Origin of the sequence: Xanthomonas campestris pv. phormiicola (assembly GCA_025666215.1) — a bacterium.
GTDB classification, from domain to species: domain Bacteria; phylum Pseudomonadota; class Gammaproteobacteria; order Xanthomonadales; family Xanthomonadaceae; genus Xanthomonas_A; species Xanthomonas_A campestris_A.
Genome location: CP102593.1, coordinates 2,287,742 through 2,311,819 on the forward strand (window position 1 = coordinate 2,287,742; position 24,078 = coordinate 2,311,819).

Consider the following 24,078-nt stretch of genomic DNA (forward strand, 5'->3'; position numbering starts at 1 on the left):
AAAGGCCGGGTTCGCCCGGCCTTTCCTTTTGTGGGCTCAGGCCGCCGGCAGGCACAGCCTGGCGCTGCCGACCGCGCGATCGGCGTCGTGATCGGGCACTGCGCCTGGCGCGTCGGCGCCGGCGCTGTCGCGGTTGTGCCGCGCATACCAGCCCGGGGTCGCGCCGGTGACGCGGCGGAAGCTGTTGACGAAGTGGCTCTGGTCGAAGAAGCCGAGCTCGTAGGCCACGGTGCTGACCGAATGGCGTCCGCTCAACAGCAGTTGCCGGGCGCGTTCGATCCGCCGCTGCAGCAGGTATTGCATCGGGCTGTGGCCGGTGCTCAGGCGGAACATGCGCGCGAAGTGGTAGCGGCTGACGCAGGCGGCGTTGGCGATGTCGGCCAGGCCGATGCGCTCGGCGAGATGGTGGTCGATGAAGTGCTGGGCGCGGGCCAGTGCGCACGGGCGCAGGCCCTTGCCGCTGGCGCTGGCGGCAGGCAGGGGGGCGGGGGCGGTGGAACGGGAGGCGGGAGCGTGGGGGCGGGGCATGGCGTGTCTCCTGGGAAGCGCCGGAAACGCATGCGCGGGATCTCCGCTGGCGCCTGCGGCATGCGCGTGGATGCGTTTCCGGGACCTGTCCATGCTGCTGCCGGCGCCGCATCGCGGCCACCCCATTCCGGCAGAGCGGATGCTCACCCGTTCGGGGGATTCCGCTGTGAGGACTGTGACGGTTCGCGCGGCAACACCAGCAGGCGCCGGCCGAAACAGCGTGCATCGAGCGAATACGCACCCGGCCCCAGCAGCGCCAGCGCCAGTGCCGGCAGCGCCGCCGGCAGCGCGCTGCCGGCCGTGGCCGTGCCATGCCACAGCGCCAGCGCCGGCACTGCGCAGGCCAGCGCGGCGGCGAGCGGGGTGAGCGCGCCGGCCGTCGCCAGCAGCACCAGAACCAGCGCCGCCCAACGCCAGTGCGGCGGTAATGCCCACGCGTCGCTGGCGCTGGATGGCCACAGGCTCAGCGCCAGGAACAGCCGCAGGGCCAATAGCCCGAGTCCCGCGCTGCCGCCGGGGAACATGGAGTAAAGTCGTTGCATGGCCTTCAGGCTAAGACCGGCGCAGCACGTCGGCCTAGCCGTATTCGGGGCAGCGCAACATCCCTCGATCGGGGCGTTGGCGGGGCGGCGCACCTGCCGAAAATCCGGTTTTTCCTTTTTTGCGAGCGAGAGAGAGAGCGCAGTGCGAAGTCTGCGAAGACGGCATTGGGCGGGCGCCGTGCTGCTGCTCGGCCTGGCCTTCGCGGCGCCGCTTGCCGCGGCCACACCGACGCCGTTGCGGCCGACGCCGCTGCACAACACCGCCTGGCGGGTGGAGCAGGGCGCGCCGGCGGACGTGTGGGCGCTGGCGCAGTCGAGCGACGGCTATCTGTGGATGGCCACCGGGTTCGGTCTGTACCGCTTCGATGGCGAGCGCTTCGAGCGCCGCGAGCCGCCGCACGGCGCGCGCCTGCTGTCGCAGAACGTGACCGCGCTGACGGTGCTGCCGGACGGGCGCATGTGGCTGGGCTATTTCGACGGCGGCGCCAGCCTGCTGCAGGGCGACCGGCTGCTGAATTATGGCCCGGCCGCGGGCTTCCCGGCCGGGCCGGTGGCGCGCTTGGAAGCGGACGGCCAGGGCACGCTGTGGGCGGCGACCTGGGCCGGGCTGGCCCGCTTCGACGGCCGTCGTTGGCAGCGGATCGGCGCCGACTGGGGCTATCCGTCCGCACGCGCCGACTGGCTGCTGCGCGACCGCCGCGGCGTGCTGTGGGTGAGCAGCGGCGACAGCGTGCTGCGGCTGCGCCCGGGCGCGCGCCTTTTCGAGCCGACCGGCCTCGCCACCATGCTGTACGCGGTCTTGGCCGAAAGCCCGGACGGGCGCATCTGGCTGTCGGACCGGCGTGGCGGCACCCGCGTCATCGCCGACGCCGACGGCACGCTGCTGCCGGCGGCGGCGCAGCTCGCCGCGCCGGCGCTGCGCAGCCTGGCGGCACGGCGCATGGGCTTCGCCCGCGACGGCAGCCTGTGGCTGTCCGACTTCCAGGCGCGCGGTGTGGTGCGGGTGGTGCTGGAGGATCCGCGCGCGCCGCGGCTGGAGCATTTCCGCCGCGGCGACGGGCTGGCCTCGGACTTCGCCGCACCGGTGCTGGAAGACAAGGAAGGCAATGTCTGGATCGGCAGCACGCTCGGCCTCAACCGCTACCGCCAGCGCAACGTGATGGCGTTGCCCGGCCAGCCCGGTGCCGAGGCCGGCGAGATCGAAGTGCATGCGCAGCCCGACGGCAGCGTGCTGGTCTCCGATCCGCAGGGCATGTTCCGCGCCGACCGCGCCAGCGCCGAGCGGCTGCTGCGCGGCGAACCGCTGGCGCAGGAGTACGCGCGGCTGAGCGACAGCGGCTGGGTGCTGGGCGCCGACGCCATCGTGCGCCTGCGCCGCGGACGCCGCGAGGAGGTCGCGTTGCCGGCCGGGTTCGCGCCGCGGCAGGTGCGCGCGTTCCTGTCCGATCGCGCCGGCGATGCCTGGGCCGCGATCGCCGAACACGGCGTATTCCGTTACCGCGACGGGCAATGGGCGCGGCAGACGCGGCTGCCGCTGGCCACCTGCACCGCGATCGCCGAAGACGCGCAGGGCCGCTACTGGTTCGGCTACGCGTCCGGTGAAGTGCGGCAGTTGCAGGGCGAGCAGGTGCGCGCGTTCGCGGCCCGTGACGGCGTGCAGGTCGGCCGGGTCAATACCATCCATGCCGGCGCCGGCGCGCTGCTGGTGGCCGGCGAACTGGGCATCGCGCAATGGCAGGGCGCACGCTTCGCGACGTTGCCGCCGTCGCGCGCGCCGGGCTTGCGCGGCATCACCGGCATCGCCGAGAGCGACGACGGCGAACTGTGGCTCAACGGTGCCGTCGGCGTGTCGCGGATCGGCCGCCGCCAACTCGCCGCGGCGCTAGTCGCTGCCGGGGCGACGCTGCAACCGGCCTATTACGGTGCCGCCGACGGGTTGCCCGGCCTGGCGGTGCAGGCCAGCCGCAGCGGCACCGCGGCGCGCGACGGCGACGGCCTGCTGTGGCTGGCGACCAGCCAGGGCCTGGCCTGGATCGACACCCGGCGCGTGTGGCGCAATCCGTGGCCGCCGCAGGTGTTCGTGCGCGCGTTGTCCGGCAACGAGCGGCCGATGCCGCTGGACGCGCCGCTGCTGCTGCCCAAGGGCACCACGCGGGTGCAGATCGCCTACACCGCGACCAGCCTGACCTCGCCCGAACGCATGCGCTTCCGCTTCCGCCTGGATGGCGTGGACGAGACCTGGCGCGATGCCGGCGCGCGCCGCGAGGCCTTCTACACCAACCTGCGCCCGGGGCAGTACCGCTTCCGGGTGATCGCGGCCAACAACGACGGGGTCTGGAACACGCACGGCGCCACGCTGCGCTTCGGCATCGCGCCGCGCTTCGTGCAGACCCCGGCGTTCTGGCTGCTGTGCGCGCTGGCGCTGCTGCTGGCGTTGTCGGCGCTGTACCTGCTGCGCATGCGCCAGCTGGCCACGCGGCTGCGGCTGCGGCTGGAGGAGCGCTACCAGGAGCGCGAGCGCATCGCCCGCGAACTGCACGACACCTTGCTGCAGGGCTACCAGGGCCTGATCCTGCGCACCCATGCGGCGCTGGGCACGCTGCCGGCCGACGCGCCGCTGCGGCGCGAACTGGAGAGCACGCTCGATCGCGCCGAACAGGCGCTGGAGCAGGGCCGCGACCGGGTCGAGGGCTTGCGCGCCAGCGCCGGGAACACGCCCTCGCTGCCGACCGCCTTCGCCGACATGCTCGAGGAACTGGGTGCGCAGTCGCAGGTGCAGCGGCGGGTGCTGGTCGAAGGCACGCCGCTGCCGCTGCAGCCGCTGGTCGCCGACGAGCTGTACCAGCTCGGCCGCGAGGCGCTGCTCAACGCGTTCCGGCATGCGCAGGCGAGCAGCGTCGAGGTCGAGATCGCCTACGGCCGCGATGCGCTGCGGCTGCGTTTCCGCGACGACGGCCGTGGCATCGAGCCGCAGGTGCTGGCCGCCGGCGGCCGCGCCGGGCATTGGGGCCTGACCGGCATGCAGGAGCGCGCGCGGCGGATCGAGGCGCGGCTGGATGTGTGGTCGCGGCCGGGCATGGGCACCGAGCTCAACCTGCGCCTGCCGGCGCGCCGCGCCTACCGCGAACCGGCGCGAAACCGGCTATGGTGCCGCCTGCGCCACTGGCTGCCCGGAACCAACTGAAGTGAACGACGCGCCGTCCATGCCGATCCGCATCCTCGTCGTCGACGACCATCCGCTGCTGCGCGAGGGCATGGCCGCGGTGCTGGCCGCGCAGCCGGACCTGCACCTGGTCGGCGAGGCCGCCGACGGCCTGCAGGCGCTGCAGGCCTACCGCACGCTGCGCCCGGACCTGGTGCTGCTGGACCTGCAGTTGCCCGGCCTCGGCGGCATCGAGGTGATCCTCGCCTTGCGCAAGGAATTCCCGCAGGCGCGGATCGTGGTGGTCACCGCCTCGCGCGGCGACGTGCAGGCGGTGCGCGCGCTGGAAGCCGGCGCCAGCGGCTATCTGCTCAAGAGCGGGCTGCGCCGCGAGCTGGTCGACACGGTGCGCGCGGTGCACCAGGGCCGGCGCCAGGTGCAGGCCGAAGTGGCGGCGGGGATCGCCGAACACCTGCTCGGCGACAGCCTGTCCGCGCGCGAGATCCAGGTGCTGCAGAGCGTGGCCGCGGGCAACTCCAACAAGGCCATCGCCGCGTTGCTGTCGATCGCCGAGGAGACGGTCAAGGCGCACATGAAGAACATCCTGTGCAAGCTCGGCGCGCGCGATCGCACCCACGCGGTGGCGATCGCGGTCAAGCGCGGCATCATCGAACTGTAGGCACCGCCGCGCTGTCGCGCGTTGCGATCAGGGCACCGGCAACGGCGGTACCGCGTCGGCCGGCAGCGGATCCAGCGGCTGCAGCGCCACCAGCAGGCCGCGCGGGTCGGCGCCACGCGCGGCGCCCGGGGGGCGCGGCAGCAGCCGCGCGCTGCGCAGCGGACGGAAGCGGCCGTGTTCGAAGAACACATGGTCGGCCTGCGCGGCCAGCGCGAACAGGTGCGGATCCAGGCCGTTGCGCGGCGTATCGCTGCGTGCGCCGCGCAGGCGCGCGTCGCTGTCGCCGAAGCGTGTGGCCAGCGGCGCCAGCTCCGGTGCGTCGGCGGCGGCGTAGAAACCGCCGGCCAGCAGCGAGGGCACGCCCTCGGCGGTGGCGTCGATCCACGCCATCAGGTCGTCGGCCTGTTCGCGGCGGTTGGCGCCGCCGGCGCGCTCGGCATGCAGGCGGGTGAAGTACAGGTTCACCGGCCGCCCGTGCAGGTCCACGCGCACCAGGCCGGCCACGCTGTAGTCCTCGAACGGATGCAGCAGGGTCTCCGCTTCCTCCAGCACCGGCAGCCGGGTCAGCAGCGCATTGCCGCGGCGTTGCGGCCGGCTCGGTGGATCGGCGCTGATGAAATGGCAGTGGTAGCCGAGCTGCGCGGCCAGCCATTGCGCCTGGTTCGGCAGCTGCGCGGTCTGCAGCACTTCCTGCAGCGCGATGGCATCGGGTTGCAGGCGTTGCAGCGCGTCGACCAGGCGCACGCGGCGCGCGGGCCAGTCGTTGCGGTCCTGCTCGAGGTTGAGGCTGACCACGCTCAGCGTGGCGGTGGGGACGGGCGGCGGCGGCATCGGCAGGCCGGCGGGCAGCGCTTGCGCGCCCGCATGCGCGACCAGGGCCAGCAGCAGCCAGCCGAGGCGATGCCGTCGTCGTGGGGTCCCGGTCGTGCGCGTCATGCGTTGGATGCTAGGACCTGCGGCTTCAGCGCCGCGTGTACGCAGACACGCGGCGCTGCAGTTTCTAGCGCGGCAGCACGCTTTCCGGTAGACGCAACGGCACGCTGGCCGCGGCCTGCGTCGCCGAGCGGCCCAGCACCAGTTCGTAGTCGCCGGCGGCGATGCGCCACTGGCGCTGCACCGGGTCGTAGTCGGCCAGGGTCTTGGGCTCGGCGACGATGCTGACGCGGCGGGTTTCGCCGGGCTTGAGCGTGAGCTTGTCCCAGCCGACCAGGCGGATCGGCGTGTGGTGGCCCTGCGGCAGGCGCAGGTACAGCTGCGGCACGTCGGCGCCTTCGCGCTCGCCGCTGTTGCGCACGTCGAAGCTGGCGATCACCGTGCTGCCGTCCACCTGCACGCGCAGGTTGGCGTAGTCGAAGCGGGTGTAGGACAGGCCGTGGCCGAACGCGTACAGCGGCTCCAGGCCGCGCGCGGCGAACCAGCGGTAGCCGACGTTGGCGCCTTCGATGGCGTAGTCGACATTGCTGCCGGCCGGTTGCGCCGGCTTGAAGCCCAGCCCCGGGATCGACGGCCGCGGCAGCTGCGCCACGTCGCGCAGCCAGGTCACTGGCAGGCGCCCGGACGGATTGACCTCGCCCAGCAGCAGCCGCGCCAGCGCCTCGCCGCCGCGGATGCCCGGGTACCAGGCTTCCAGCACCGCCGGCACCTGTTGCAGCCACGGCATCGCCACCGGGCCGTTGGTCTCCAGCACCACCACCGTGCGCGGGTTGGCCTTGGCCATCGCCGCGATCAGCGCGTCCTGCCTGCCGGGCAGGTTGATGTCGGGCAGGTCCACCGATTCGGCCGACCACTGCGTGGCGAACACGATCACCGCCTCGGCGCCGCGCGCGAGCCGGGCCGCGGCGGCCACATCGTCGCCGCTGGCGTAGTCGATCTGCGCCTCCGGCAGCGCCTTGCGCAGCGCCTGCAGCGGCGAGGACGGATGCAACATCACCGGGCCCGGCCAGGTGGTCGGGGCGATCCCCGGCACCGCGTTGCCGCCGTTGACGGTGAAGCCGACCATCGACGAGCCGCCGCCGCCGATCACGCCCTTGTCGGCATGCCCGCCGATCACCGCGATGCGCCGCAGCGTGCGCGGCAACGGCAGCGTGTCGCGCTCGTTGCGCAACAGCACCGTGCCTTCCTCGACCACCTTCTGCACCGCTTCGCCGCCGGCGACATCGTCGATCGGCTGGCGCTGCGGCGGATGGTCGAAGCTGCCGGTGGCGATGAAGGCGCGCAGGATGCGCCGCACCATGTCGTCCAGGCGCGCCTGCGGCACCGTGCCGCCGGCCACCGCCAGGCGCAGCGGCTGATCGAAGTACACCGCCTTGTCGAACACTTCGCCGGCCGACTGCTGGTCCAGCCCGGCCAGCGCCGCCCTGGAGCCGCTGTGCACGCCGCCCCAGTCGGACATCACGTAGCCGGGGAACTTCCACTCCTGCTTCAGCACCTGGTTGAGCAGGTAATCGTGCTCGCAGCCGTAGATGCCGTTGATGCGGTTGTACGAACACATCACCGAGCCGGGCTCGCCGATCTGCAGCGCCAGCTCGAACGCCAGCAGGTCCGATTCGTGCATGGCCTGCTCGCCGATGTCGGCGCTGTGGGTGTTGCGCCCGGTCTCCAGGTCGTTCATCGCGAAGTGCTTCATCGTCGACACCACGCGCTGGCTCTGCACGCCGCGGATCGATTCGCCGACCATGGTGCCGGCCAGCAGCGGATCTTCGCCGGCGTACTCGAAGTTGCGGCCGTTGCGCGGGTCGCGCTGCAGGTTGACGCTGCCGGCCAGCAGCACGTTGAAGCCCTGCTGCCAGGCTTCGCGACCCATCGTGGCGCCGCCGGCGTAGGCCAGGTCGCGGTTCCAGGTGGCGGCGGTGGCCGGGCCGGACGGCAGGGCGGTGGCGTGGTCGCCGGGACGCACGTTGCCCGGGTTGGTCACGCCGACCCCGGCATCGGCCAGCTGTTGCGCGGCGATGCCCAGGCGTTCAATCGCCGGCACGAAGCCGGCCGAGCCGAGCGCGCCGGGCGGCAGCGGGCCGCCGTCCCTGCCCAGGCCGAAGTAGCTGTGCAGCATCTGGAACTTCTCGTCCTCGGTCATCGCCTGCACCAGCAACGCGGCGCGGCGGTCCGGCGCCAGCGCGCGATCGGTCCACGGGCGCTGCGCATCGGCGGTGGCGCTGGGCGCCAGGCGGAACGTGCTGACCAGGCCGAAGTGGTCCGAGGCCCAGACGCCGTTGGCGTCGGGCTTCTGGAACAGGATGCGGCTGCTCACCGGTTCGAACCGCTCGCGCTGGAAGAACACGTGGTCGATGCGCCTGGGCGGGTTGAACTTCGGGTTCAAGGTGCTGTCGGCACGACGGTCCCTGGCGCCGTGCAGGCTGCCGTAGCTGTCGCCGAAGCCGCTGCGCAGCGCGGCCAGTTCCGGCGCGTCGGCGCTGGCGTTGAAGTCGCCGGCGAGCAGCGACGGCGCGCCGTCGGCGGTCTTGTCGACCCAGGCCAGCAGGTCCTGCAGCTGGCGTTCGCGCAACGCGCCGCCGGCCTCGGTCCAGTGCAGGTGGGTGACGTAGAGATTGACCGCGTGGCCGTCCACGTCCAGGCGCAGGCGCCCGGCCGTGCGGCTGTCGTCGAGCGGGTTCAGGCGGATCTGCTCGCGCGCCAGGATCGGACGCCGGGTCAGCAGCGCGTTGCCGTAGCGCTGCGCGGCGCCGGGCGGATCGACGCTGGTGAAGTACCACTGATAGCCGAGCTGCTCGGCCAGCCATTGCGCCTGGTTGGGGAGCTTGTCGTGCTGCAGCACCTCTTCCAGCGCGATCGCGTCGGGGTTCAGCGCGCGCAGCGTCTGCACGATCTGGGTGCGCCGGGCCGGCCAATCGAGCTTGTCGTGATACAGGTTCAGCGTGACCACGCTGAGCGTCGGGGTGTCCTGGGCGGTCGCCGGCGCAGGCGCGGCGAAGGCCGGCCAGGCCAGCGCGAGCGCCAGGCAAAGGAGTCCTGAAAACGTTTTCATAGTGGGGCGCGAAGCCTCTCCAGCAGCAGAAGGGAAAGTCGCATCGGGGGGAGTGGGGGAGGGAAGAGCCGCGGTGCGCCGCTAGGACGGCGCTTCGTCGCTGCGCATCACCGGATACAGCCGGTACTGCGTGTCCCATGAGGAATGGCGGCGGTAGAAGAACTCCAGCCGCGCATGCGGATCCTTGGCGAAGTCGGCGTCGTGCTCGAGTTTGCCCTCGAATTCGGCCTGCAGCGCCGGGTCGCTGGCCAGCATCTGCCGCGCCACGTCCTCGGCCACATAGTCTTCCATGTATTCGGTGCGTTCGAAGGCGCTGTTGAACTCGCCCCATTGCAGCAGCGAGTCCGGCGCCTGCGGTTCCAGCAGCGCCATCAGCAGCCGCGCCTTGGGCTGGGCGATCGGCACGAACAGCGTGCCGGCGCCGATGGCGCGGGTGTCCGGCTGCCAGGCGCCCTTGACCGCGAGCCGCTGGTGGCCTTCGGAGGAACGCACGGCGAAGCTGGCGTCGTCGGCGCGGAACGTCTGCACCGGCAGCGTGGCGGCGCGGTCCAGGGTGCGGAAGGCGATGCCGTGCTGGCGCAACTTGGCGGCGACCAGCGCCGCCTGCGCGGCCGGCACCAGATAGCCGGCGCGCGGCGCCACGACTTCCACGCTCGGCACGATGCGATCGCGCAGCGGCACCCGCCAGATCTGTGGGGTGCGCTCGTCGTAGCGGGTCATCAGCGCGCCGGACACCGGCGACAGCGTGCGGGTGTAGGCGTAGCCGCGGAAATCCACCAGGTGCGACTGTTCGGTGGTGCGGTAGTCCAGCGCCAGCGTCTTGCCGCCGAGCTGCTGCGCGCGCGTGTCGGCGGCCAGCGCGTCGGCGCGCCAGCGGCCGCCGTTGCGCGCCACCTGCTGCAGCACCGAGACGATGGTGTTGCGGGTGATGCGCACGCGTTGCGGATAGGGCTTCCACGAATGCGTTTCCACCAGCATGCCGAAGCGGTTGCGCAGCTGGAAATAGCCGTGCGAGAAGCGCGGCGTGGCCACGCCGTCCTCGAAGCCGGAGGCCGGATCGTCGTTGACCACGAACGAGGGGTAGTAGGGCAGCGGCAGCGAGCCCTGGCGCTTGAGGTCGGCGAGCACGCCGTCGCGCAGGCGCAGGCCGTCGCCGCGCAGCGCGGCGTCGCCGGCGTGCAGCGGTTCCACCTGCACCGACACGTCGTGCTCGAACTGCGCGCCGTCGGTGACGTGCAGGTCCACGTACAGCAGCGGATCCCACTGCTCGACCAGGCGCAGCATCGCCTGCATCTCCGGCGCATCGGCCTTGACGTAGTCGCGGTTGAGGTTGAGGTTCTGCGCGGTGGTGCGCCAGCCCATCTGCTCCGGGCCGCGCTGGTTGGGCCGGTTCCAGGCGCCGAAGCGCTCGTGGCCATCGACGTTGAACACCGGCACGAACAGCCACACCTGCTTGTCCAGCGCACCGCGCGCGGCCTCACCGTCGAGCAGCTGGCGCAGCGCCAGGAAGCCGGCGTCCTTGCCGTCGATCTCGCCGGCGTGGATGCCGCCCTGGATCAGCACCACCGGCAGCTTGCGCGCCTGCGCCGCGGCCGCGTCCAGCGCGCCGGAGGTGGACACCGCCAGCGCCTGCATCGGCCGGCCCTCGGGCGTGGTGCCGAAATCGAAGCAGCGCACCGCCTGCGGATAGCGCTGCGCGAACGCAGCGCACAATGCGATGGTCTCGGCGTAGCGGCCGGTGCGCGCGTAGCCGCTGCGTTCGGCCTCGGTGGACAGGCCCGCATCGCTGGCCAGCAATGGCATGCTGCACAGCAGCATCGGCAGCAGGAAGGGAACCAGCCAGGGTCGGATCATTGCGGCACCGTCTCGGGATAGGCCCCCATGATGCGTGCAGCGCGCCGATTGCGAAAGCACCCGCAGGCCGGCGCGGCCATCGCGGACGGTTCGATTCGCCCGGAACGATCGGGTAACCTTCTGAAAATTTTGCCTGGACCGCTGCCTGTGACGAGCGAACGATCGACGAGGACTCCTGGATGAGCGCGGCCAGCGCAGCGGCCGGCGCGCGGATGCCGCGGCAGATCCCGTACATCATCGGCAACGAGGCCTGCGAGCGTTTCAGCTTCTACGGCATGCGCAACATCCTGGTGCAGTTCCTGATCACCTCGCTGCTGCTGCAGGAGATGACCGCGCCCGGCCGCGAGGCCGAGGCCAAGCACATCCTGCACAGCTTCATGGTCGGCGTGTATTTCTTCCCGCTGCTCGGCGGCTGGCTGGCCGACCGCTTCTTCGGCAAGTACACCACCATCGTGTGGTTCAGCCTGGTCTATTGCGCCGGCCATGCCTGCCTGGCCCTGTTCGAGGGCAGCCGCAGCGGCTTCTTCGTCGGGCTCGGCCTGATCGCGCTGGGCGCGGGCGGGATCAAGCCGCTGGTGGCCTCGTTCATGGGCGACCAGTTCGACCAGTCCAACAAGCACCTGGCCAAGGTGGTGTTCGACGCCTTCTACTGGATCATCAACTTCGGTTCGCTGTTCGCCTCGCTGCTGATCCCGCTGGCGCTGAAGCATCTCGGCCCGGCCTGGGCGTTCGGCATTCCCGGCATCCTGATGTTCGTGGCCACGCTGGTGTTCTGGGCCGGGCGCCGCCGCTACGTGCGCGTGCCGCTGCCGCCGCAGGATCCGCACGGCTTCGCCCAGGTGGTGCGCAGCGCGCTGCTGGCGCGCGCGCCGGGGCAGCGGCGTCCGGGCCTGGCGCTGGCCGCCGTCGCGGTGCTGCTGGCGCTGGCCAGCTTCGCGCTGCTGCCGGCGCTGGGCATCGTGATCTGCCTGTGCCTGGCGCTGGTGCTGCTGCTGGCCGGCGTCGGCGGCGGCACCTGGTGGCAGCTGGAGCGCGCCCGCGCGCTGCATCCGGACGCGGCGGTGGACGGCGTGCGCGCGGTGCTGCGGGTGCTGGTGGTGTTCGCGCTGGCGACCCCGTTCTTCTCGCTGTTCGACCAGAAGGCCTCGACCTGGGTGCTGCAGGGCCAGCAGATGCAGATGCCCGACTGGTTCAGCGCCTCGCAGATGCAGGCGCTGAATCCGGCGCTGGTGATGCTGTTGATCCCGTTCAACAACCTGGTGCTGTATCCGCTGCTGCGCCGTGGCGGCTACGAGCCGACCGCGCTGCGACGGATGACCGCCGGCATCGCCTGCAGCGGCCTGGCCTGGATCGTGGTCGGCACGCTGCAGGTGGCGATGGACGGCGGCGACGCGCTGTCCATCGCCTGGCAGATCCTGCCGTACGCGCTGCTGACCTTCGGCGAGGTGCTGGTCTCGGCGACCGGGCTGGAGTTCGCCTACAGCCAGGCGCCGCCATCGATGAAGGGCGTGGTGATGAGCTTCTGGAACCTGACCACCACGGTCGGCAACCTGTGGGTGCTGCTGTCCAACGCGGCGGTGCGCAACGACGCCGTCACCGCGCACATCGGCAGTACCGGGCTCAGCGAAACCGCGTTCCTGATGTTCTTCTTCGCCGCCTTCGCCTGCGTCGCCGCGCTGTTGTTCGGGCTGTATGCGCGCCGTTACCGCATGGTCGATCATTACCGTACCGCCTGAGGCCCCCGCATGCCGTCCGTCACCCCCGTCAACCTGATCCTGATCGTCCTCACCGTGCTGGTGTCGTGGGCGGCGTTCAACAACCGCAAGCTGCTCGACCGATTGATCCTGTGGCCGCCGGCAATCGACCGGCACAAGCAGTACGACCGGCTGGTGACGCACGGCTTCATCCACGCCGATTTCCCGCATCTGCTGTTCAACATGATCACGCTGTACTTCTTCGGCGGTCCGATCGAACGGTTGATGGAGCGGCTGACCGGCAGCCTGCTGACCTATCCGCTGTTCTACCTGGCGGCGCTGGTGGTGGCGATCCTGCCCAGCTACCTGAAGAACCAGAAGAACCCGAACTACTTCAGCCTGGGCGCGTCCGGCGCGGTTTCGGCGGTGCTGTTCGCCTACATCCTGCTGGCGCCGTGGACCGGGATCTACTTCTTCTTCATCCCGATCCCGATCCCGGCGATCCTCTACGCGCTGTTCTACGTGGGCTACAGCATCTGGATGGACCGCCGTGGCGGCGACAACATCAACCACAGCGCGCACCTGGCCGGCGCCGCGTTCGGGGTGATGTTCCTGCTGATCATGGAGCCGTCGGTGCTGCAGCACTTCCTGGGCGAGCTGGCGCAGCCGCGCTTCGGCCGCGACTAGCGGCTGCGCGCGGCGACCGGCGAGCGTGGCCGGTGAGAGACGGAAAAGCGTGGGGAGGCGGCTGCCGAGGCTGCCGCGCCCGATCGCCGCCGCCCGGTGGGCGGTGCGGGACGCAGATCAGGTGCGGCCGCTCAGGCGGCCCGCTCCTGCCCGCGCAGTTGCACCTGCGCGCTGCCGATGCCGGCATTGTCGTAGGTCTGCTTCAGCCGGTCGTAGACCTCGCTGTTGAGCTGGTCGAATTCCCAGCCCTGGGTATGGCCGCTGACCACCAGTTGGTACAGCCCTTCCAGCAACGACGCATCGTGGTCGCCGTGGATCTGTTCGTTGTCGCTCATGCGCATCGCCCCTGTTCGATTACACCGTGATGGATTTCGCAAGTCCCATGCCAGATTTCCACGGTGGTACGCGGTCGGTAGCGGCCGCGCGCGGCAGGACTTTAGGGCGTGTCGCCCATGCCCGGGCAGGCGCTCAGGCCAGTCGCGCTGCGCCGGGCCGCATCATGGTCGACCGCCCGCGGGCTCCTGGCCGGAAGTGACGCAGCGCGTCGGCTGCAGGTGACGCAGCGCGGCGCGCGGCTTCACATCGTTGCGGCGCGCGCACGACCAGACTGCGCACTCCGTCGCATGAGCCAGGCCATGAGCGCAGCGTCCCTCCCCCCGATCGCACACGATCCGCAGCGGCAGCGCTTCGCGCTGCAGCTGGACGGCCACGAGGCCGAGTTGGACTACCTGCTGCAGGACGGGCGCCTGGTCATCACCCATACCGGAGTGCCGACCGCGATCGGCGGCCGCGGCCTGGCCGCGCGGCTGGTGAGCGCGGCGCTGGAGCATGCGCGGGCGCAGGGATTGAAGGTGGTGCCGGCCTGTTCGTATGCGGCGGTGTTCGTGCAGCGCCATCCCGAATACGCCGACCTGCTCGGTTGAGTGCGCACGACGCAGCGACGGCGCGATAATTGCGCATCACACAGATGCAGGACACAGGGGCAGTGGACGTGAGCGACAGGGTACAGGCGGGGCAGGACATTCCATGGCGCTGGACGGCGCTGGCGTTGGCGGCGACCTTGGCCGTGGCCGGGTGCAAGCGCGACGCCGCCGCGCCGGTCGCCGCGCCGGCGCCGGTTGCGGCGCCCGCCGCCGCGGCAGCGCCGGCGGCGCCCGCGCCGGTGGAACTGAAGGATGTGATCGAACACAGCCCCAGCTACGTGGTCGGCATCACCTTTCCGCCTGCGCTCAACCGCTATCCGGGGCTGGCCGAGGCGGTCGGCCGCTACGCGCAGGCGGCGCGCGGCGAATTGATGGAAGCGGTCGGCGGGCTCGGCAACGACCGTCCCAGCGCGCCTTACGAGTTGTCGCTGCAGTTCGAGATGCTGCTGGAACGGCCGGACCTGGTCGCGGTGGCCGCCGACGGCAGCCGCTATACCGGCGGCGCCCACGGCGAGCCGCTGGTGGCGCGCTTCGTATGGTTGCCGCAGCAGCAACGCATGCTCAGCGCCGAAGCGCTGATCCCCGATCCCAAGGGCTGGGCGCAGGTGGCCGGCTATGTCGCCACGCAGCTGCGCCAGGCGGTGCAGCAGCGCGTGGATGCCGAGCAGCTGCCGCCGGAGGACCACGACGAACAGGTCCGCAGCGCCGACAAGATGATCGCCGAAGGAACCGGGCCGCAGGCGGAGAACTTCAGCCAGTTCCAGCCGCTGGTCGATGCCAACGGCAAGATCGTCGCGTTGCGCTTCGTGTTCCCGCCGTATCAGGTGGGGCCGTATTCGGATGGCACGCAGTCGGTGGACGTCCCGGCCAGCGTGCTGCGCGGCCTGGTGGCGCCGGAATACGCGGCGCTGTTCGCCGCCGCCTAGGGCGTGCGGGGATGGCGAGGCCGCAGGTCGCGCCGGTGGCGGGCGGCCCATGCTCCGCATTCGATCGCGTGGCGCCGTCGCTGCTGTGCGCTGTCGCGAAGATGTACGTCAGGCAAAGCCGTGCATCGCATCGAGCGATGCGAAGCAAAGACATAACGCGACAGTCGGTAGCATTGGCAGCCAGTCCCCCGACTTGCGATTCCACCATCCATGGGAAGTTTTGATCAAACTGAGCGGCGCGTCGCTTTTACCTGCGAGCGCTATCCCGTCTTCCCGCGCGAACCTGCCGTTCTGGTCAGGCTCGTCAAGCACCTGTACAAGCGCGTCCATGCCAATGCCTGCGTGCTGCTCAAGGCCTACGGCATCAGTCCGCCGGAGTACGAGATCCTGATGATGCTGTACGGCACGCCCGGGCAGTGCATCACCCCGACCGAAGTGGCCGAGGCGGCAGGCGAGAAGCCGGCCAACATCACCCGCCTCACCGACAACCTGTGCGACAAGGGCCTGATCCTGCGCTCGGCCAGCCCCGACGACCGGCGCAAGATCACCATGACCCTGCAGCCGGCGGGAATCGCGCTGATCGAAGCCATGTTGCCGGCGGTGTGCCGTTTTCTGGACGAAGAAACCGCCGGCCTCAACGAGGCCGAGCAGGCGCAGCTGGAGACCCTGCTCAAGAAGATGCTCGCCGGCATCGACAGCGCCGGCTGAGGCCAGCGCGGCGGCACGCGCCGCTCGCGCGCTGCGGTTAGCCGCGCCAGCGGAAAAACGCCGCCCGGGATGCGGGCGGCGTTCGCTGATCGCGATGCTGCCGATCAGTCCTTGCCGGCCGGCGTCTGCGGCAAGGCGCCGTCGCCGCCAGCCGGGGTCAGGCCGCGCTTTTCCAGCAACGGCTCGATCTTCGGCGCATGCCCGGCGAAGTCCTGGAACAGCTGCATCGCATCGACGCTGCCGCCGCGCGAGAGCAGGGTCTGGCGGAAACGGTCGCCGTTGGCGCGGCTGAGCCCGCCATGCTGCTTGAACCACTGCTGGGTGTTGGCGTCTAGCACCTCGGACCAGATGTAGGCGTAGTAGCCGGCCGCGTAGCCGCCCATGATGTGGCTGAAGTAGGGCGTGCGGTAGCGCGGCGGCACCGGCGCATAGGCGATGCCGTCGGCGGCCAGCGCCTTGGCTTCGAAGTCCATCACGCCCGCAGCCGGCGGCACCTGGCCGGCGCCGAGCTGGTGCCAGCGCTGGTCGAGCATCGCCGCGCCCAGGTACTCGGTGGTGGCGAAGCCCTGGTTGAACTTGGCCGCGGCCACGACCTTGTCCAGCAAGGCCTGCGGCATCGGCGCACCGGTCTGGTAGTGCTTGGCGTAGTGCTTGAGGATGGCCGGATCGTCCGCCCACATCTCGTTGACCTGCGAGGGGAACTCGACGAAGTCGCGCGGCACGCTGGTGCCGGAGAAGTACGGATACTGCACGTTGGAGAACATGCCGTGCAGCGCATGGCCGAACTCGTGGAACGCGGTGGTGACCTCGTCCCAGGTCAGCAGGGTCGGCTGGCCGGCCGGCGGCTTGGGAATGTTGAGGTGGTTGGCGACCACCGGCTTGTAGCCGGTCAGCGCCGACTGCGACACGTAGGAATTCATCCACGCGCCGCCGCGCTTGGATTCGCGCGCATACATGTCGGCGATGAAGATCGCCAGCTGCTGGCCGTCGGCGTCGAACACGTCGTAGACCAGCAGGTCGTCGCGGTAGGTCGGCAGGTCGGTGCGTTGCTTGAAGGTCAACCCGTATTCCTGGTTGGCGGCATAGAACACGCCGTTTTCCAGCACGTTCTTCAGTTCCAGGTAGGGCTTGAGCTGGGCCTCGTCGAAGTCGTACCTGGCCTGGCGCACCTTCTCGCTGTAGTAGGCCCAGTCCCAGGCCTGGAGCTTGAAGCTCGGCTTGCCGGCCGCCTTCTGTTCCTTGTCGATCATCGCCTGCAGGTCGGCGGCCTCGCGCCTGGCGTTGGCCACCGCCGCCGGGGCCAGCTTGCCGAGCATCGCGTTGACCGCTTCGGGGGTCTTGGCGGTCTGGTCTTCCAGCGAGTAGGCGGCGTGGTTCGGATAGCCCAGCAGCTTGGCGCGTTCGGCGCGCAGGCTCATGATCCGCGACACCAGCGCGGTGTTGTCGTACTGGCCGCCGTGGCTGCCGCGCGACACCGAGGCTTGGTAGATCTTCTGCCGCAGCGCGCGGTCCTTGAGCTGGGTCAGCGGCGGCTGGCCGGTGGTGTTGAGCAGCGCGATCACGTACTTGCCGTCGAGCTTGCGTGCCTTGGCGGCTTCCGCCGCCGAGGCGATCTGTTCGTCGGACAGGCCGTCGAGCTGCTTGACGTCGTCCACCACCACCGCGGCGGCATTCACTTCGGCCAGCACGTTCTGGCTGAACCGGGTGCCGAGCTTGGCCAACTCGGCGTTCATCGCCTTGAGCCTGGTCTTGTCGGCATCGCCGAGCTTGGCGCCGTCGCGCACGAAATCGCTGTAGTACTTCTCGACCAGGCGCAGGCCCTGCGCGTCCAGGCCGAGCTGGTCGCGGGCGTCATACAGCGCCTGGATGCGGGCGAACAGCTTGGGGTTGAGCGAGATGGTGTCGCGGTGCGCGGCGAACCTGCCCGAATACTCGGCCTGCAGCTGCTTGCGCGCATCGTTGGTGTCGGCGCCGACCAGGTTGAAGAACACCGTGGTGGCGCGATCCAGCACCTGGCCGCTCTTCTCCATCGCCACGATGGTGTTGTCGAAGCTCGGCTTGGCCTTCTGCTCGGCGATCGCCTGCACTTCCTTCAGCTGCTGCGCCATGCCGGCGTCGAAGGCCGGGGCGAAGTCGCTGTCCTTGATCCGGTCGAACTGCGGGTAGTGCAGCGGCAGCGGACTTTCGGCGAAGAACGGATTGGCCTGCGTGGCCGCTTGCGCGGTGGCGGGCGTGGCGGCGTTGGCATAGGCAGGCATGGCGAGTCCGAGCGTGGCGGCGAGCGCGAGGGCGAGGCGGGTGGTCATCAAGCAGTATCCAGCGATGAAGTCGGACCGTGCAGGCTACCCCAGCGCGGCGCATGCGGCCCGTGACTAAAGCCATGGGCGCGCGCGGCATGCGCGGTGCATGCTGCGACCGTGCTTGCCTTCGCTGCCGCGGCGGCGTCCTATAGCGCCTGACCGATGCAGACCACGGCCATTGCTTGAAGACGGCCGACGGCCGCAGGGGGTAACCGATGAAAGCGATCTTCGGCTTGTGCGTGGCCGCATGCGCGGCATGGGCGGCGCCGGCATGGTCGGCGCAGACGCTGCGCTACGTGGCGCTGGTGGACGGCGGCAGGCAGGCCGGGCAGCAAAGCGTCAGCCTCGGCGACGACGGCATCACCCGGGTGGACTTCGTGTTCAAGGACAACGGCCGCGGCCCGGAACTGAAGGAGCAGTACACGCTGGCCGCCGACGGCACCTTCAAGACCTACCAGGTACAGGGCACCTCCACCTTCGGCGCGCCGGTGGACGAGCGCTTCAGCCGCGATGGCGAGCGCGCGCAGTGGAAGACCACCTCCGACCAGGGCGAGCGGCGCGTGGCCGGCAGCGCACAGTACTGGCCGATCGGCGGCACCCCGGCGGCGACGTCGGCGGCGGTGACCGCGCTGAGCCGCCGCGCCGACGGCAGGCTGCCGCTGATTCCCAGCGGCACGCTGACCCTGCGCAAGCTGCTGCAGACGCAGGTCGGCAGCGGCAACAGCGTGCGCAAGGTGCAACTGGTGGCCCTGACCGGCGTCGGCTTCACGCCCACCTTCGCCTGGCTCACCACCGACACCGCGCCGCGCCTGTTCGCGTTCATCGCGCCGGGTTGGATGCAGCTGATCGAGACCGGCTACGAGAAGGATGCCGATGCGCTGGAAGCGGCGCAGAAGCAGGCCGAAGCCACCGCCCTGGTCGATCTGCAGCGGCGTCTGGCGCATCCCTTGCCCGGCACCACGCTGATCCGCAACGCGCGGGTGTTCGACAGCGAGCACGCCACGCTCGGCGCCGCCTCCGACGTGCTGCTGCGCGACGGCAAGATCGTCTCGGTGGTCGCCAGCGGCAGCGCGCCGGCGCAGGCGCAGCAGGTGGTCGATGCGCAGGGGCGGGTGCTGCTGCCCGGCCTGTTCGACATGCATGGGCATGTCGGCCGCTGGGACGGCGGCCTGCACCTGGCCGCCGGCGTCACCACCGTGCGCGACATGGGCAACGACAACGCCACGCTGCAGCAGGTGATGCAGGAAGAGCGCGATGGCCAGTTGCTGATGCCGAGCCTGGTCGCCTGCGGGTTCCTGGAGGGCGAGAGCCCGATGTCGGCGCGCAACGGCTTCGTGGTCAGCACCCAGGCGCAGGCCAACGACGCCGTCGACTGGTATGCGGCGCACGGCTACGTCGGCATCAAGATCTACAACTCGTTCCCGCAGGCGCTGGTGCGCGACACCGCCGCCTACGCGCACGCCAAGGGCCTGCGTGTCAGCGGCCACATTCCGGTGCACATGCTCGCGCACGAGGCGGTGGAGCAGGGCTACGACGAGATCCAGCACATCAACCAGGTGCTGCTGAACTTCTACGCCACCCACGACACCGATACGCGCACCCTGGAGCGTTTCTACCTGCCGGCCAAGCGCACCGCCGACCTGGATTTCGACTCGGCGCCGGTGCAGGCCTTCGTGCAGGATCTGGCCAGGCGGCAGATCGCGATCGATTCGACCTTGACCACCTTCGATTTCATCCGCCAGCGCCCGGGCGAGCTGTCGCAGGCCTATGCCGCGGTCGCCGAGCATCTGCCGCCGGACGTGCAGCGCGGGCTGCGCAGCGCCGAGTTCGACATTCCCGACGACGCCACCGCGGCGCTGTACGAGCGTTCCTACGAGAAGATGGTGGCCTTCGTCGGGCGCCTGTACCGCGCCGGCGTGCCGCTGCTGGCCGGCACCGACGCCATCCCCGGCTTCACCCTGCAGCGCGAGATCGAACTGTACGTGCAGGCCGGGCTGACCCCGGCGCAGGCGCTGCAGGTGGCGACCTGGAACGGCGCCAAGTACTCGCGCACGCTGGACAGCCGCGGCTCGATCGCGCCGGGCAAGCGCGCCGACCTGATCCTGGTCGATGGCGACCCGACCCGCACTATCGGCGACCTGCGCAAGGTCGCGCTGGTGGTCAAGCAGGGCACCGCGTACTACCCGAGCGAGGTCTACGCCGAACTGGGCATCGCACCGTTCGCCGCGCCCGCGCGCATCGCCAGCATGGAGCAATGATGGACACGCCGACCACCGCCTATGCCTTCACCGCCACCGACCTGGAGGGCCACGCGCAGCCGCTCGCCGACTACACCGGCAAGGTGCTGCTGATCGTCAATGTCGCCTCCAAGTGCGGCTTCACCCCGCAGTACGCCGGGCTGCAGGCGCTATGGCGGCAATACCGCGAACGCGGGCTGGTGGTGCTCGGGTTTCCCTGCGACCAGTTCGGCCACCAGGAGCCCGGCAGCGCGGACGAGATCAAGCGCTTTTGCACGCTGACGTACCAGGTCGATTTCCCGATGTTCGCCAAGGTGCAGGTCAACGGCGAGGCCGCGCATCCGCTGTGGCAGTGGCTCAAGCAGCAGAAATCGGGAGTGCTCGGCATCGCCGCGATCAAGTGGAATTTCAGCAAGTTCCTGGTCGGCCGCGACGGCCGGGTGCTGGCGCGCTATGCGCCGACCGACAAGCCGGAAGCGCTGGCGGCGGAGATCGAGCGCGCGCTGGGCTGAGCAGGATTGATGCGCGATGCGATCAGCTTTTTTGTGGGAGGGGCCGCTTGCGGATCTGCCTACAGTAGGCCGTTTCCGCGCTGGCCCGTCACTTCTCGACGAACGCGCGCTCGAACACATAATGGCCCGGCGTGCCGATCCGCGAGGAGGCGACGAAGCCGCGCGCGTCCAGGGTCTGGCGCAGGTCGGCCAGCATCTGCGGGCTGCCGCAGATCATCGCCCGGTCGTATTCCGGATCCAGCGGCGGCAGGCCCAGGGTCTGCTGCATCTGCCCGCTTTCCAGCAGTTCGGTGAGGCGGCCGCGGTTGCGGAAGTCCTCGCGGGTCACCGCCGGGTAGTACAGCAGTTTCTCGCGAATGGTCTCGCCGAGGAACTCGTGCTGCGGCAGCTCGTTCTCGAAGTAGTCGCGGTAGGCCAGGTCTTTTTCGAAGCGCACGCCGTGGGTCAGGATCACCTTGTCGAAGCGCTCGTAGGTTTCCGGATCCTTGATCACCGACAGCCACGGCGCCAGGCCGGTGCCGGTGCCGAGCAGATACAGGTGCCGGCCCGGGTGCAGGTCGCTGATCAGCAGGGTGCCGGTGGGCTTCTTGCCGACCAGCACCGCATCGCCCGGCTGGATGTGCTGCAGGCGCGAGGTCAGCGGACCGTCGGGCACCTTGATGCTGAAGAACTCCAGCCGCTCTTCCCAGTTGGCGCTGGCGATGGAGTAGGCGCGCAGCAGCGGCCGCGTCTCCGTCTCCAGGCCGATCATCACGAACTGGCCGTTGTCGAAGCGGAAGCCTTCGTTGCGGGTGGTGGTGAAGCTGAAGTAGTCGTCCGTCCAGTGACGGACGTCGAGCACCGTTTCGGGGCCAAAAGCAGAGGACATGCCGTTGATCGTGATGGGGAAGGAGCGGGCGCCATTCTACCCCATGCCATCCCAAATGAGAGGGAATCTCATTTGGGATGGTTCATCCCGGCGTGCGTCACTTCTCGAACGACAGTTCGTAGGACAGGTACAGCGGCGCCTGCGGCGGGGCCAGCAACGGGCGCTGGCGCAGGAAGCGCTCCAGGCACAGCGCCAGCGGCGTGGTGCCGTTGCGCCAGCTCGCGCCGACGCTGCCGTCGGCCTGCAGCTGGACCACGACGACGAACGGCGAGGTGTCCGGGCGCGGCGTGGCGCAACTGGCCACGCCTTCGTCCAGCGCAGCGCGTTGCAGCGCCTGCAGGCGCTCGGCCAGCGCGCTGGGCAGCGCGGCTTCGTCGCGGTCGGCCAGCGCCTTGGCGGCGGCGTAGTCGGAGGGGCCAGGAACCGGGTCGGCCGCGGCAGCGGGGAACGCCATGGCGGCGGCAAGCAGGCAGGGCAGGAGGCGTCGCAGCATGGCGGATCCGAAAGGACAGACGAAGCTCAACGATACCCAGCGGCCTGCAATTCGAACAGCTCCGCGTAGCGCCCGCCCTGCGCCATCAGTTCGGCATGGGTGCCGCTGGCCTCGATCCGGCCGCCGGCCAGCACCAGGATGCGGTCGGCCATGCGCACGCTGGAGAAGCGGTGCGAGATCAGCACTGCGGTGCGGTTGTCGGACAGTTCCTTGAAGCGCTGGAACACCTCGAACTCGCTGCGCGCGTCCAGCGCCGCGGTCGGCTCGTCGAGGATCATCGCCTGCGCATCGCGCATGTAGGCGCGCGCGATCGCGATCTTCTGCCATTGCCCGCCGGACAGGTCCACGCCGCTCTTGAAGCGGCGTCCGATCAGTTGGTCGTAGCCGTGCGGCAGGCCTTCGATCAGCTCGGCGGCCATCGCCCGCCGCGCGGCGGCGCGGATCCGCGCCGCATCGGCCATCGAATCGACCCGGCCGACGCCGATGTTCTCGCCGGCGCTGAGGTGGTAGCGCACGAAGTCCTGGAAGATCACCCCCAGGTTGGCGCGCAGGTCGTCCAGGTCGTAGTCGCGCAGGTCGCGGCCGTCGAGCAGGATGCGGCCCTCGTCCGGGTCGTACAGCCGCGCCAGCAGCTTGACCAGGGTGGTCTTGCCGGCGCCGTTCTCGCCGACCAGCGCCAGCACTTCGCCGGCGCGCAGTTCGAAGTCCAGGTGCCGCACCGCCCACTGCTCGGCGTCCGGGTAGCGGAAGCCGACGTTCTCGAACACGAAGCCGCACACGATCGGCCGCGGTACCGGCACCGCGCCGGGCCGGGTGCGGATCTCCGGCATGACGCGGAAGAACGAATACAGATCGTCCAGGTACAGCGCCTGGCCGGCCACCTGCGAAAAACCGATCAGCAGCCCCTCCAGCAGCTGGCGCAGGCGCAGGAAGCTGCCGGCCAGGAAGGTCAGGTCGCCGATGCTGAAATCGCCGCGCACCGTGCGCCAGGCGATGTAGCCATAGGCCGCGTAGTAGCCCAGCGTGCCCAGCGCGGCCAGCAGCGTGCCCCACAGCATGCGCTTGCGCGCCAGCGCACGGTTGGCCTGGAAGAAGCGGTCGGCCAGCGCCCGGTAGCGCGCGATCAGGAAGCTGTGCAGATTGAAGATCTTCACTTCCTTGGCGGTCTCGACGCTGGCGCCGACCTGGCGCAGATAGTCGAGCTGGCGCCGCTCCGCGGTCCACTGGAAGTTCAGCGAATAGCCCAGCGCGTTGAAATGCGCCTCGCCGACGAAGGCCGGGATCAGCGCCACCGCCAGCAGCAACATCAGCCACGGCGCGTAGACCACCAGGCCGATCGCGAAGCTGACCACGGTGATCGCGTCCTGCACCTGGCCGAACAGCTGACTCATCAGGTTCATCCGGCCCATGGTCTGGCGCCGCGCGCGGTCGAGCTTGTCCTGCTGCTCCGGGTCCTCGAAATCCTCCAGGTCCAGTTGCGCGGCATGTTCCATCAGCTGCACGCTGGTGACGTTGTTGAACAGCTCCGACAGCAGCGTATCGGCATAGCTGACCAGCCGCCCGAGCAGGTCCGAACCGATCGCCAACGCCAGTTCCAGCGCCAGCAGTTCCAGCAGCCGTTCCAGCCGCCCGCTGGCCAGCGCCTCGCCGAACGCGGTGAAGCCGGGCGATTGCCCGACCAGGTGGATCGCCTCGTCGATGATCAGCTTGCCGATGTACAGCGAGGCCACCGGGATCAACGCGCGCAGCACGCGCAGGCCGATGCTGGTGAGGGTCAGCCAGCGGCTGGTGCGCCAGATCTGGCGCAGGAACGGCGGCAGGTTGCGCATCGCGTCGAAGCGCTCGCGCAGGCTGGGACCGGTGCGGGGCGCGGGCGACGCGGCGCCATGGGAAGCAGAAGAAGAGGCCATCCGCGCATTGTGCCGGGGCCAGGTGTGCGCGGGGAGTGTTTGGGCCTGGTGCGACTGGCGGGCCGCTGTGCGATATCGGCGTGGCGGCCGCGG

At 70.2% G+C, this 24,078-nt stretch carries 19 protein-coding genes; 9 read left to right on the forward strand and 10 right to left on the reverse strand.

Going from position 1 to position 24,078, the window contains the following annotated elements; all coding sequences use genetic code 11:
• Positions 1-36 precede the first annotated feature (36 nt).
• Positions 37-528 carry an AraC family transcriptional regulator gene (locus NRY95_09580; GenBank protein UYC18176.1) on the reverse strand — a complete coding sequence of 164 codons (492 nt, stop codon included), beginning with the start codon at positions 526-528 and terminating at the stop codon, positions 37-39.
• Between the two features lie 143 nt (positions 529-671).
• On the reverse strand, positions 672-1,070 hold the full coding sequence (locus tag NRY95_09585) for a hypothetical protein (protein ID UYC18177.1): 399 nt from the start codon (positions 1,068-1,070) through the stop codon (positions 672-674).
• Between the two features lie 178 nt (positions 1,071-1,248).
• Between NRY95_09585 and NRY95_09590 the strand changes: the two genes are divergently transcribed.
• Together NRY95_09590 and NRY95_09595 are read left to right on the forward strand one after the other, a co-directional pair.
• Positions 1,249-4,254 (forward strand): histidine kinase, encoded by a 3,006-nt coding sequence (locus tag NRY95_09590; GenBank protein UYC18178.1) that lies wholly within the window; start codon positions 1,249-1,251, stop codon positions 4,252-4,254.
• A 19-nt stretch (positions 4,255-4,273) separates the two neighbouring features.
• Positions 4,274-4,891: a response regulator transcription factor gene (locus NRY95_09595; GenBank protein UYC18550.1), complete on the forward strand. Its 618-nt coding sequence runs from the start codon at positions 4,274-4,276 to the stop codon at positions 4,889-4,891.
• 27 nt (positions 4,892-4,918) lie between these two features.
• Here NRY95_09595 and NRY95_09600 read toward each other — a convergent pair whose 3' ends face one another.
• From NRY95_09600 to NRY95_09610, 3 genes are all read right to left on the reverse strand, one after another.
• Entirely contained in the window at positions 4,919-5,827 is a 909-nt protein-coding gene (locus tag NRY95_09600; GenBank protein ID UYC18179.1) for an endonuclease/exonuclease/phosphatase family protein, read from the reverse strand.
• 64 nt (positions 5,828-5,891) lie between these two features.
• A complete protein-coding gene (locus NRY95_09605; protein UYC18180.1) occupies positions 5,892-8,873 on the reverse strand; it encodes a glycoside hydrolase family 3 C-terminal domain-containing protein in 2,982 nt (993 codons plus the stop codon).
• Between the two features lie 81 nt (positions 8,874-8,954).
• The gene (locus NRY95_09610) at positions 8,955-10,727 is read right to left on the reverse strand and encodes a M14 family metallopeptidase (protein UYC18181.1); all 1,773 of its coding nucleotides are present in this window, start codon (positions 10,725-10,727) and stop codon (positions 8,955-8,957) included.
• 179 nt (positions 10,728-10,906) lie between these two features.
• Between NRY95_09610 and NRY95_09615 the strand changes: the two genes are divergently transcribed.
• Positions 10,907-12,463 (forward strand): oligopeptide:H+ symporter, encoded by a 1,557-nt coding sequence (locus NRY95_09615; protein UYC18182.1) that lies wholly within the window; start codon positions 10,907-10,909, stop codon positions 12,461-12,463.
• 9 nt (positions 12,464-12,472) lie between these two features.
• A complete protein-coding gene (locus tag NRY95_09620; GenBank protein ID UYC18183.1) occupies positions 12,473-13,108 on the forward strand; it encodes a rhomboid family intramembrane serine protease in 636 nt (211 codons plus the stop codon).
• A 131-nt stretch (positions 13,109-13,239) separates the two neighbouring features.
• Here the strand turns inward: NRY95_09620 and NRY95_09625 are convergent, their stop codons facing one another.
• Complete coding sequence (locus NRY95_09625) at positions 13,240-13,443, reverse strand: hypothetical protein (GenBank protein ID UYC18184.1); 204 nt, start codon at positions 13,441-13,443, stop codon at positions 13,240-13,242.
• A 300-nt stretch (positions 13,444-13,743) separates the two neighbouring features.
• Here NRY95_09625 and NRY95_09630 point away from each other — a divergent pair, with 300 nt between their 5' ends.
• The 3 genes from NRY95_09630 to NRY95_09640 all read left to right on the forward strand — a co-directional run bounded on the left by NRY95_09630 (position 13,744) and on the right by NRY95_09640 (position 15,665).
• Positions 13,744-14,031, forward strand: coding sequence for an N-acetyltransferase (locus tag NRY95_09630; GenBank protein UYC18185.1), 288 nt, complete (start codon positions 13,744-13,746; stop codon positions 14,029-14,031).
• Between the two features lie 98 nt (positions 14,032-14,129).
• Positions 14,130-14,957, forward strand: coding sequence for a DUF3298 and DUF4163 domain-containing protein (locus NRY95_09635; GenBank protein UYC18551.1), 828 nt, complete (start codon positions 14,130-14,132; stop codon positions 14,955-14,957).
• Positions 14,958-15,167: 210 nt separating this feature from the next.
• Positions 15,168-15,665, forward strand: coding sequence for a MarR family transcriptional regulator (locus NRY95_09640; GenBank protein ID UYC18186.1), 498 nt, complete (start codon positions 15,168-15,170; stop codon positions 15,663-15,665).
• 104 nt (positions 15,666-15,769) lie between these two features.
• Here the strand turns inward: NRY95_09640 and NRY95_09645 are convergent, their stop codons facing one another.
• The gene (locus NRY95_09645) at positions 15,770-17,971 is read right to left on the reverse strand and encodes a M3 family metallopeptidase (GenBank protein ID UYC18187.1); all 2,202 of its coding nucleotides are present in this window, start codon (positions 17,969-17,971) and stop codon (positions 15,770-15,772) included.
• 209 nt (positions 17,972-18,180) lie between these two features.
• Here NRY95_09645 and NRY95_09650 point away from each other — a divergent pair, with 209 nt between their 5' ends.
• A complete protein-coding gene (locus NRY95_09650) occupies positions 18,181-20,223 on the forward strand; it encodes an amidohydrolase family protein (protein ID UYC18188.1) in 2,043 nt (680 codons plus the stop codon).
• The gene (locus NRY95_09655) at positions 20,223-20,714 is read left to right on the forward strand and encodes a glutathione peroxidase (protein UYC18189.1); all 492 of its coding nucleotides are present in this window, start codon (positions 20,223-20,225) and stop codon (positions 20,712-20,714) included. Before NRY95_09650 ends, NRY95_09655 begins: the two co-directional genes overlap by 1 nt.
• Before the next feature lie 88 nt (positions 20,715-20,802).
• Here the strand turns inward: NRY95_09655 and NRY95_09660 are convergent, their stop codons facing one another.
• From NRY95_09660 to NRY95_09670, 3 genes are all read right to left on the reverse strand, one after another.
• Positions 20,803-21,582, reverse strand: a complete 780-nt coding sequence (locus NRY95_09660) for a ferredoxin--NADP reductase (protein UYC18190.1) — start codon at positions 21,580-21,582, stop codon at positions 20,803-20,805.
• Between the two features lie 97 nt (positions 21,583-21,679).
• Positions 21,680-22,075 (reverse strand): hypothetical protein, encoded by a 396-nt coding sequence (locus NRY95_09665; GenBank protein ID UYC18191.1) that lies wholly within the window; start codon positions 22,073-22,075, stop codon positions 21,680-21,682.
• Between the two features lie 26 nt (positions 22,076-22,101).
• A complete protein-coding gene (locus tag NRY95_09670) occupies positions 22,102-23,985 on the reverse strand; it encodes an ABC transporter ATP-binding protein/permease (protein ID UYC18192.1) in 1,884 nt (627 codons plus the stop codon).
• Positions 23,986-24,078 lie beyond the last annotated feature (93 nt).

Excerpts from the sequence above, each read along its gene's own strand:
- NRY95_09580 (UYC18176.1), bottom strand. The coding sequence starts at position 528 with ATGCCCCGCCCCCACGCTCCCGCCTCCCGTTCCACCGCCCCCGCCCCC.
- NRY95_09585 (UYC18177.1), bottom strand. The coding sequence starts at position 1,070 with ATGCAACGACTTTACTCCATGTTCCCCGGCGGCAGCGCGGGACTCGGG.
- NRY95_09595 (UYC18550.1), top strand. The coding sequence starts at position 4,274 with ATGCCGATCCGCATCCTCGTCGTCGACGACCATCCGCTGCTGCGCGAG.
- NRY95_09600 (UYC18179.1), bottom strand. The coding sequence starts at position 5,827 with ATGACGCGCACGACCGGGACCCCACGACGACGGCATCGCCTCGGCTGG.
- NRY95_09605 (UYC18180.1), bottom strand. The coding sequence starts at position 8,873 with ATGAAAACGTTTTCAGGACTCCTTTGCCTGGCGCTCGCGCTGGCCTGG.
- NRY95_09610 (UYC18181.1), bottom strand. The coding sequence starts at position 10,727 with ATGATCCGACCCTGGCTGGTTCCCTTCCTGCTGCCGATGCTGCTGTGC.
- NRY95_09615 (UYC18182.1), top strand. The coding sequence starts at position 10,907 with ATGAGCGCGGCCAGCGCAGCGGCCGGCGCGCGGATGCCGCGGCAGATC.
- NRY95_09620 (UYC18183.1), top strand. The coding sequence starts at position 12,473 with ATGCCGTCCGTCACCCCCGTCAACCTGATCCTGATCGTCCTCACCGTG.
- NRY95_09625 (UYC18184.1), bottom strand. The coding sequence starts at position 13,443 with ATGAGCGACAACGAACAGATCCACGGCGACCACGATGCGTCGTTGCTG.
- NRY95_09630 (UYC18185.1), top strand. The coding sequence starts at position 13,744 with ATGAGCGCAGCGTCCCTCCCCCCGATCGCACACGATCCGCAGCGGCAG.
- NRY95_09640 (UYC18186.1), top strand. The coding sequence starts at position 15,168 with ATGGGAAGTTTTGATCAAACTGAGCGGCGCGTCGCTTTTACCTGCGAG.
- NRY95_09645 (UYC18187.1), bottom strand. The coding sequence starts at position 17,971 with ATGACCACCCGCCTCGCCCTCGCGCTCGCCGCCACGCTCGGACTCGCC.
- NRY95_09650 (UYC18188.1), top strand. The coding sequence starts at position 18,181 with ATGAAAGCGATCTTCGGCTTGTGCGTGGCCGCATGCGCGGCATGGGCG.
- NRY95_09655 (UYC18189.1), top strand. The coding sequence starts at position 20,223 with ATGGACACGCCGACCACCGCCTATGCCTTCACCGCCACCGACCTGGAG.
- NRY95_09660 (UYC18190.1), bottom strand. The coding sequence starts at position 21,582 with ATGTCCTCTGCTTTTGGCCCCGAAACGGTGCTCGACGTCCGTCACTGG.
- NRY95_09665 (UYC18191.1), bottom strand. The coding sequence starts at position 22,075 with ATGCTGCGACGCCTCCTGCCCTGCCTGCTTGCCGCCGCCATGGCGTTC.
- NRY95_09670 (UYC18192.1), bottom strand. The coding sequence starts at position 23,985 with ATGGCCTCTTCTTCTGCTTCCCATGGCGCCGCGTCGCCCGCGCCCCGC.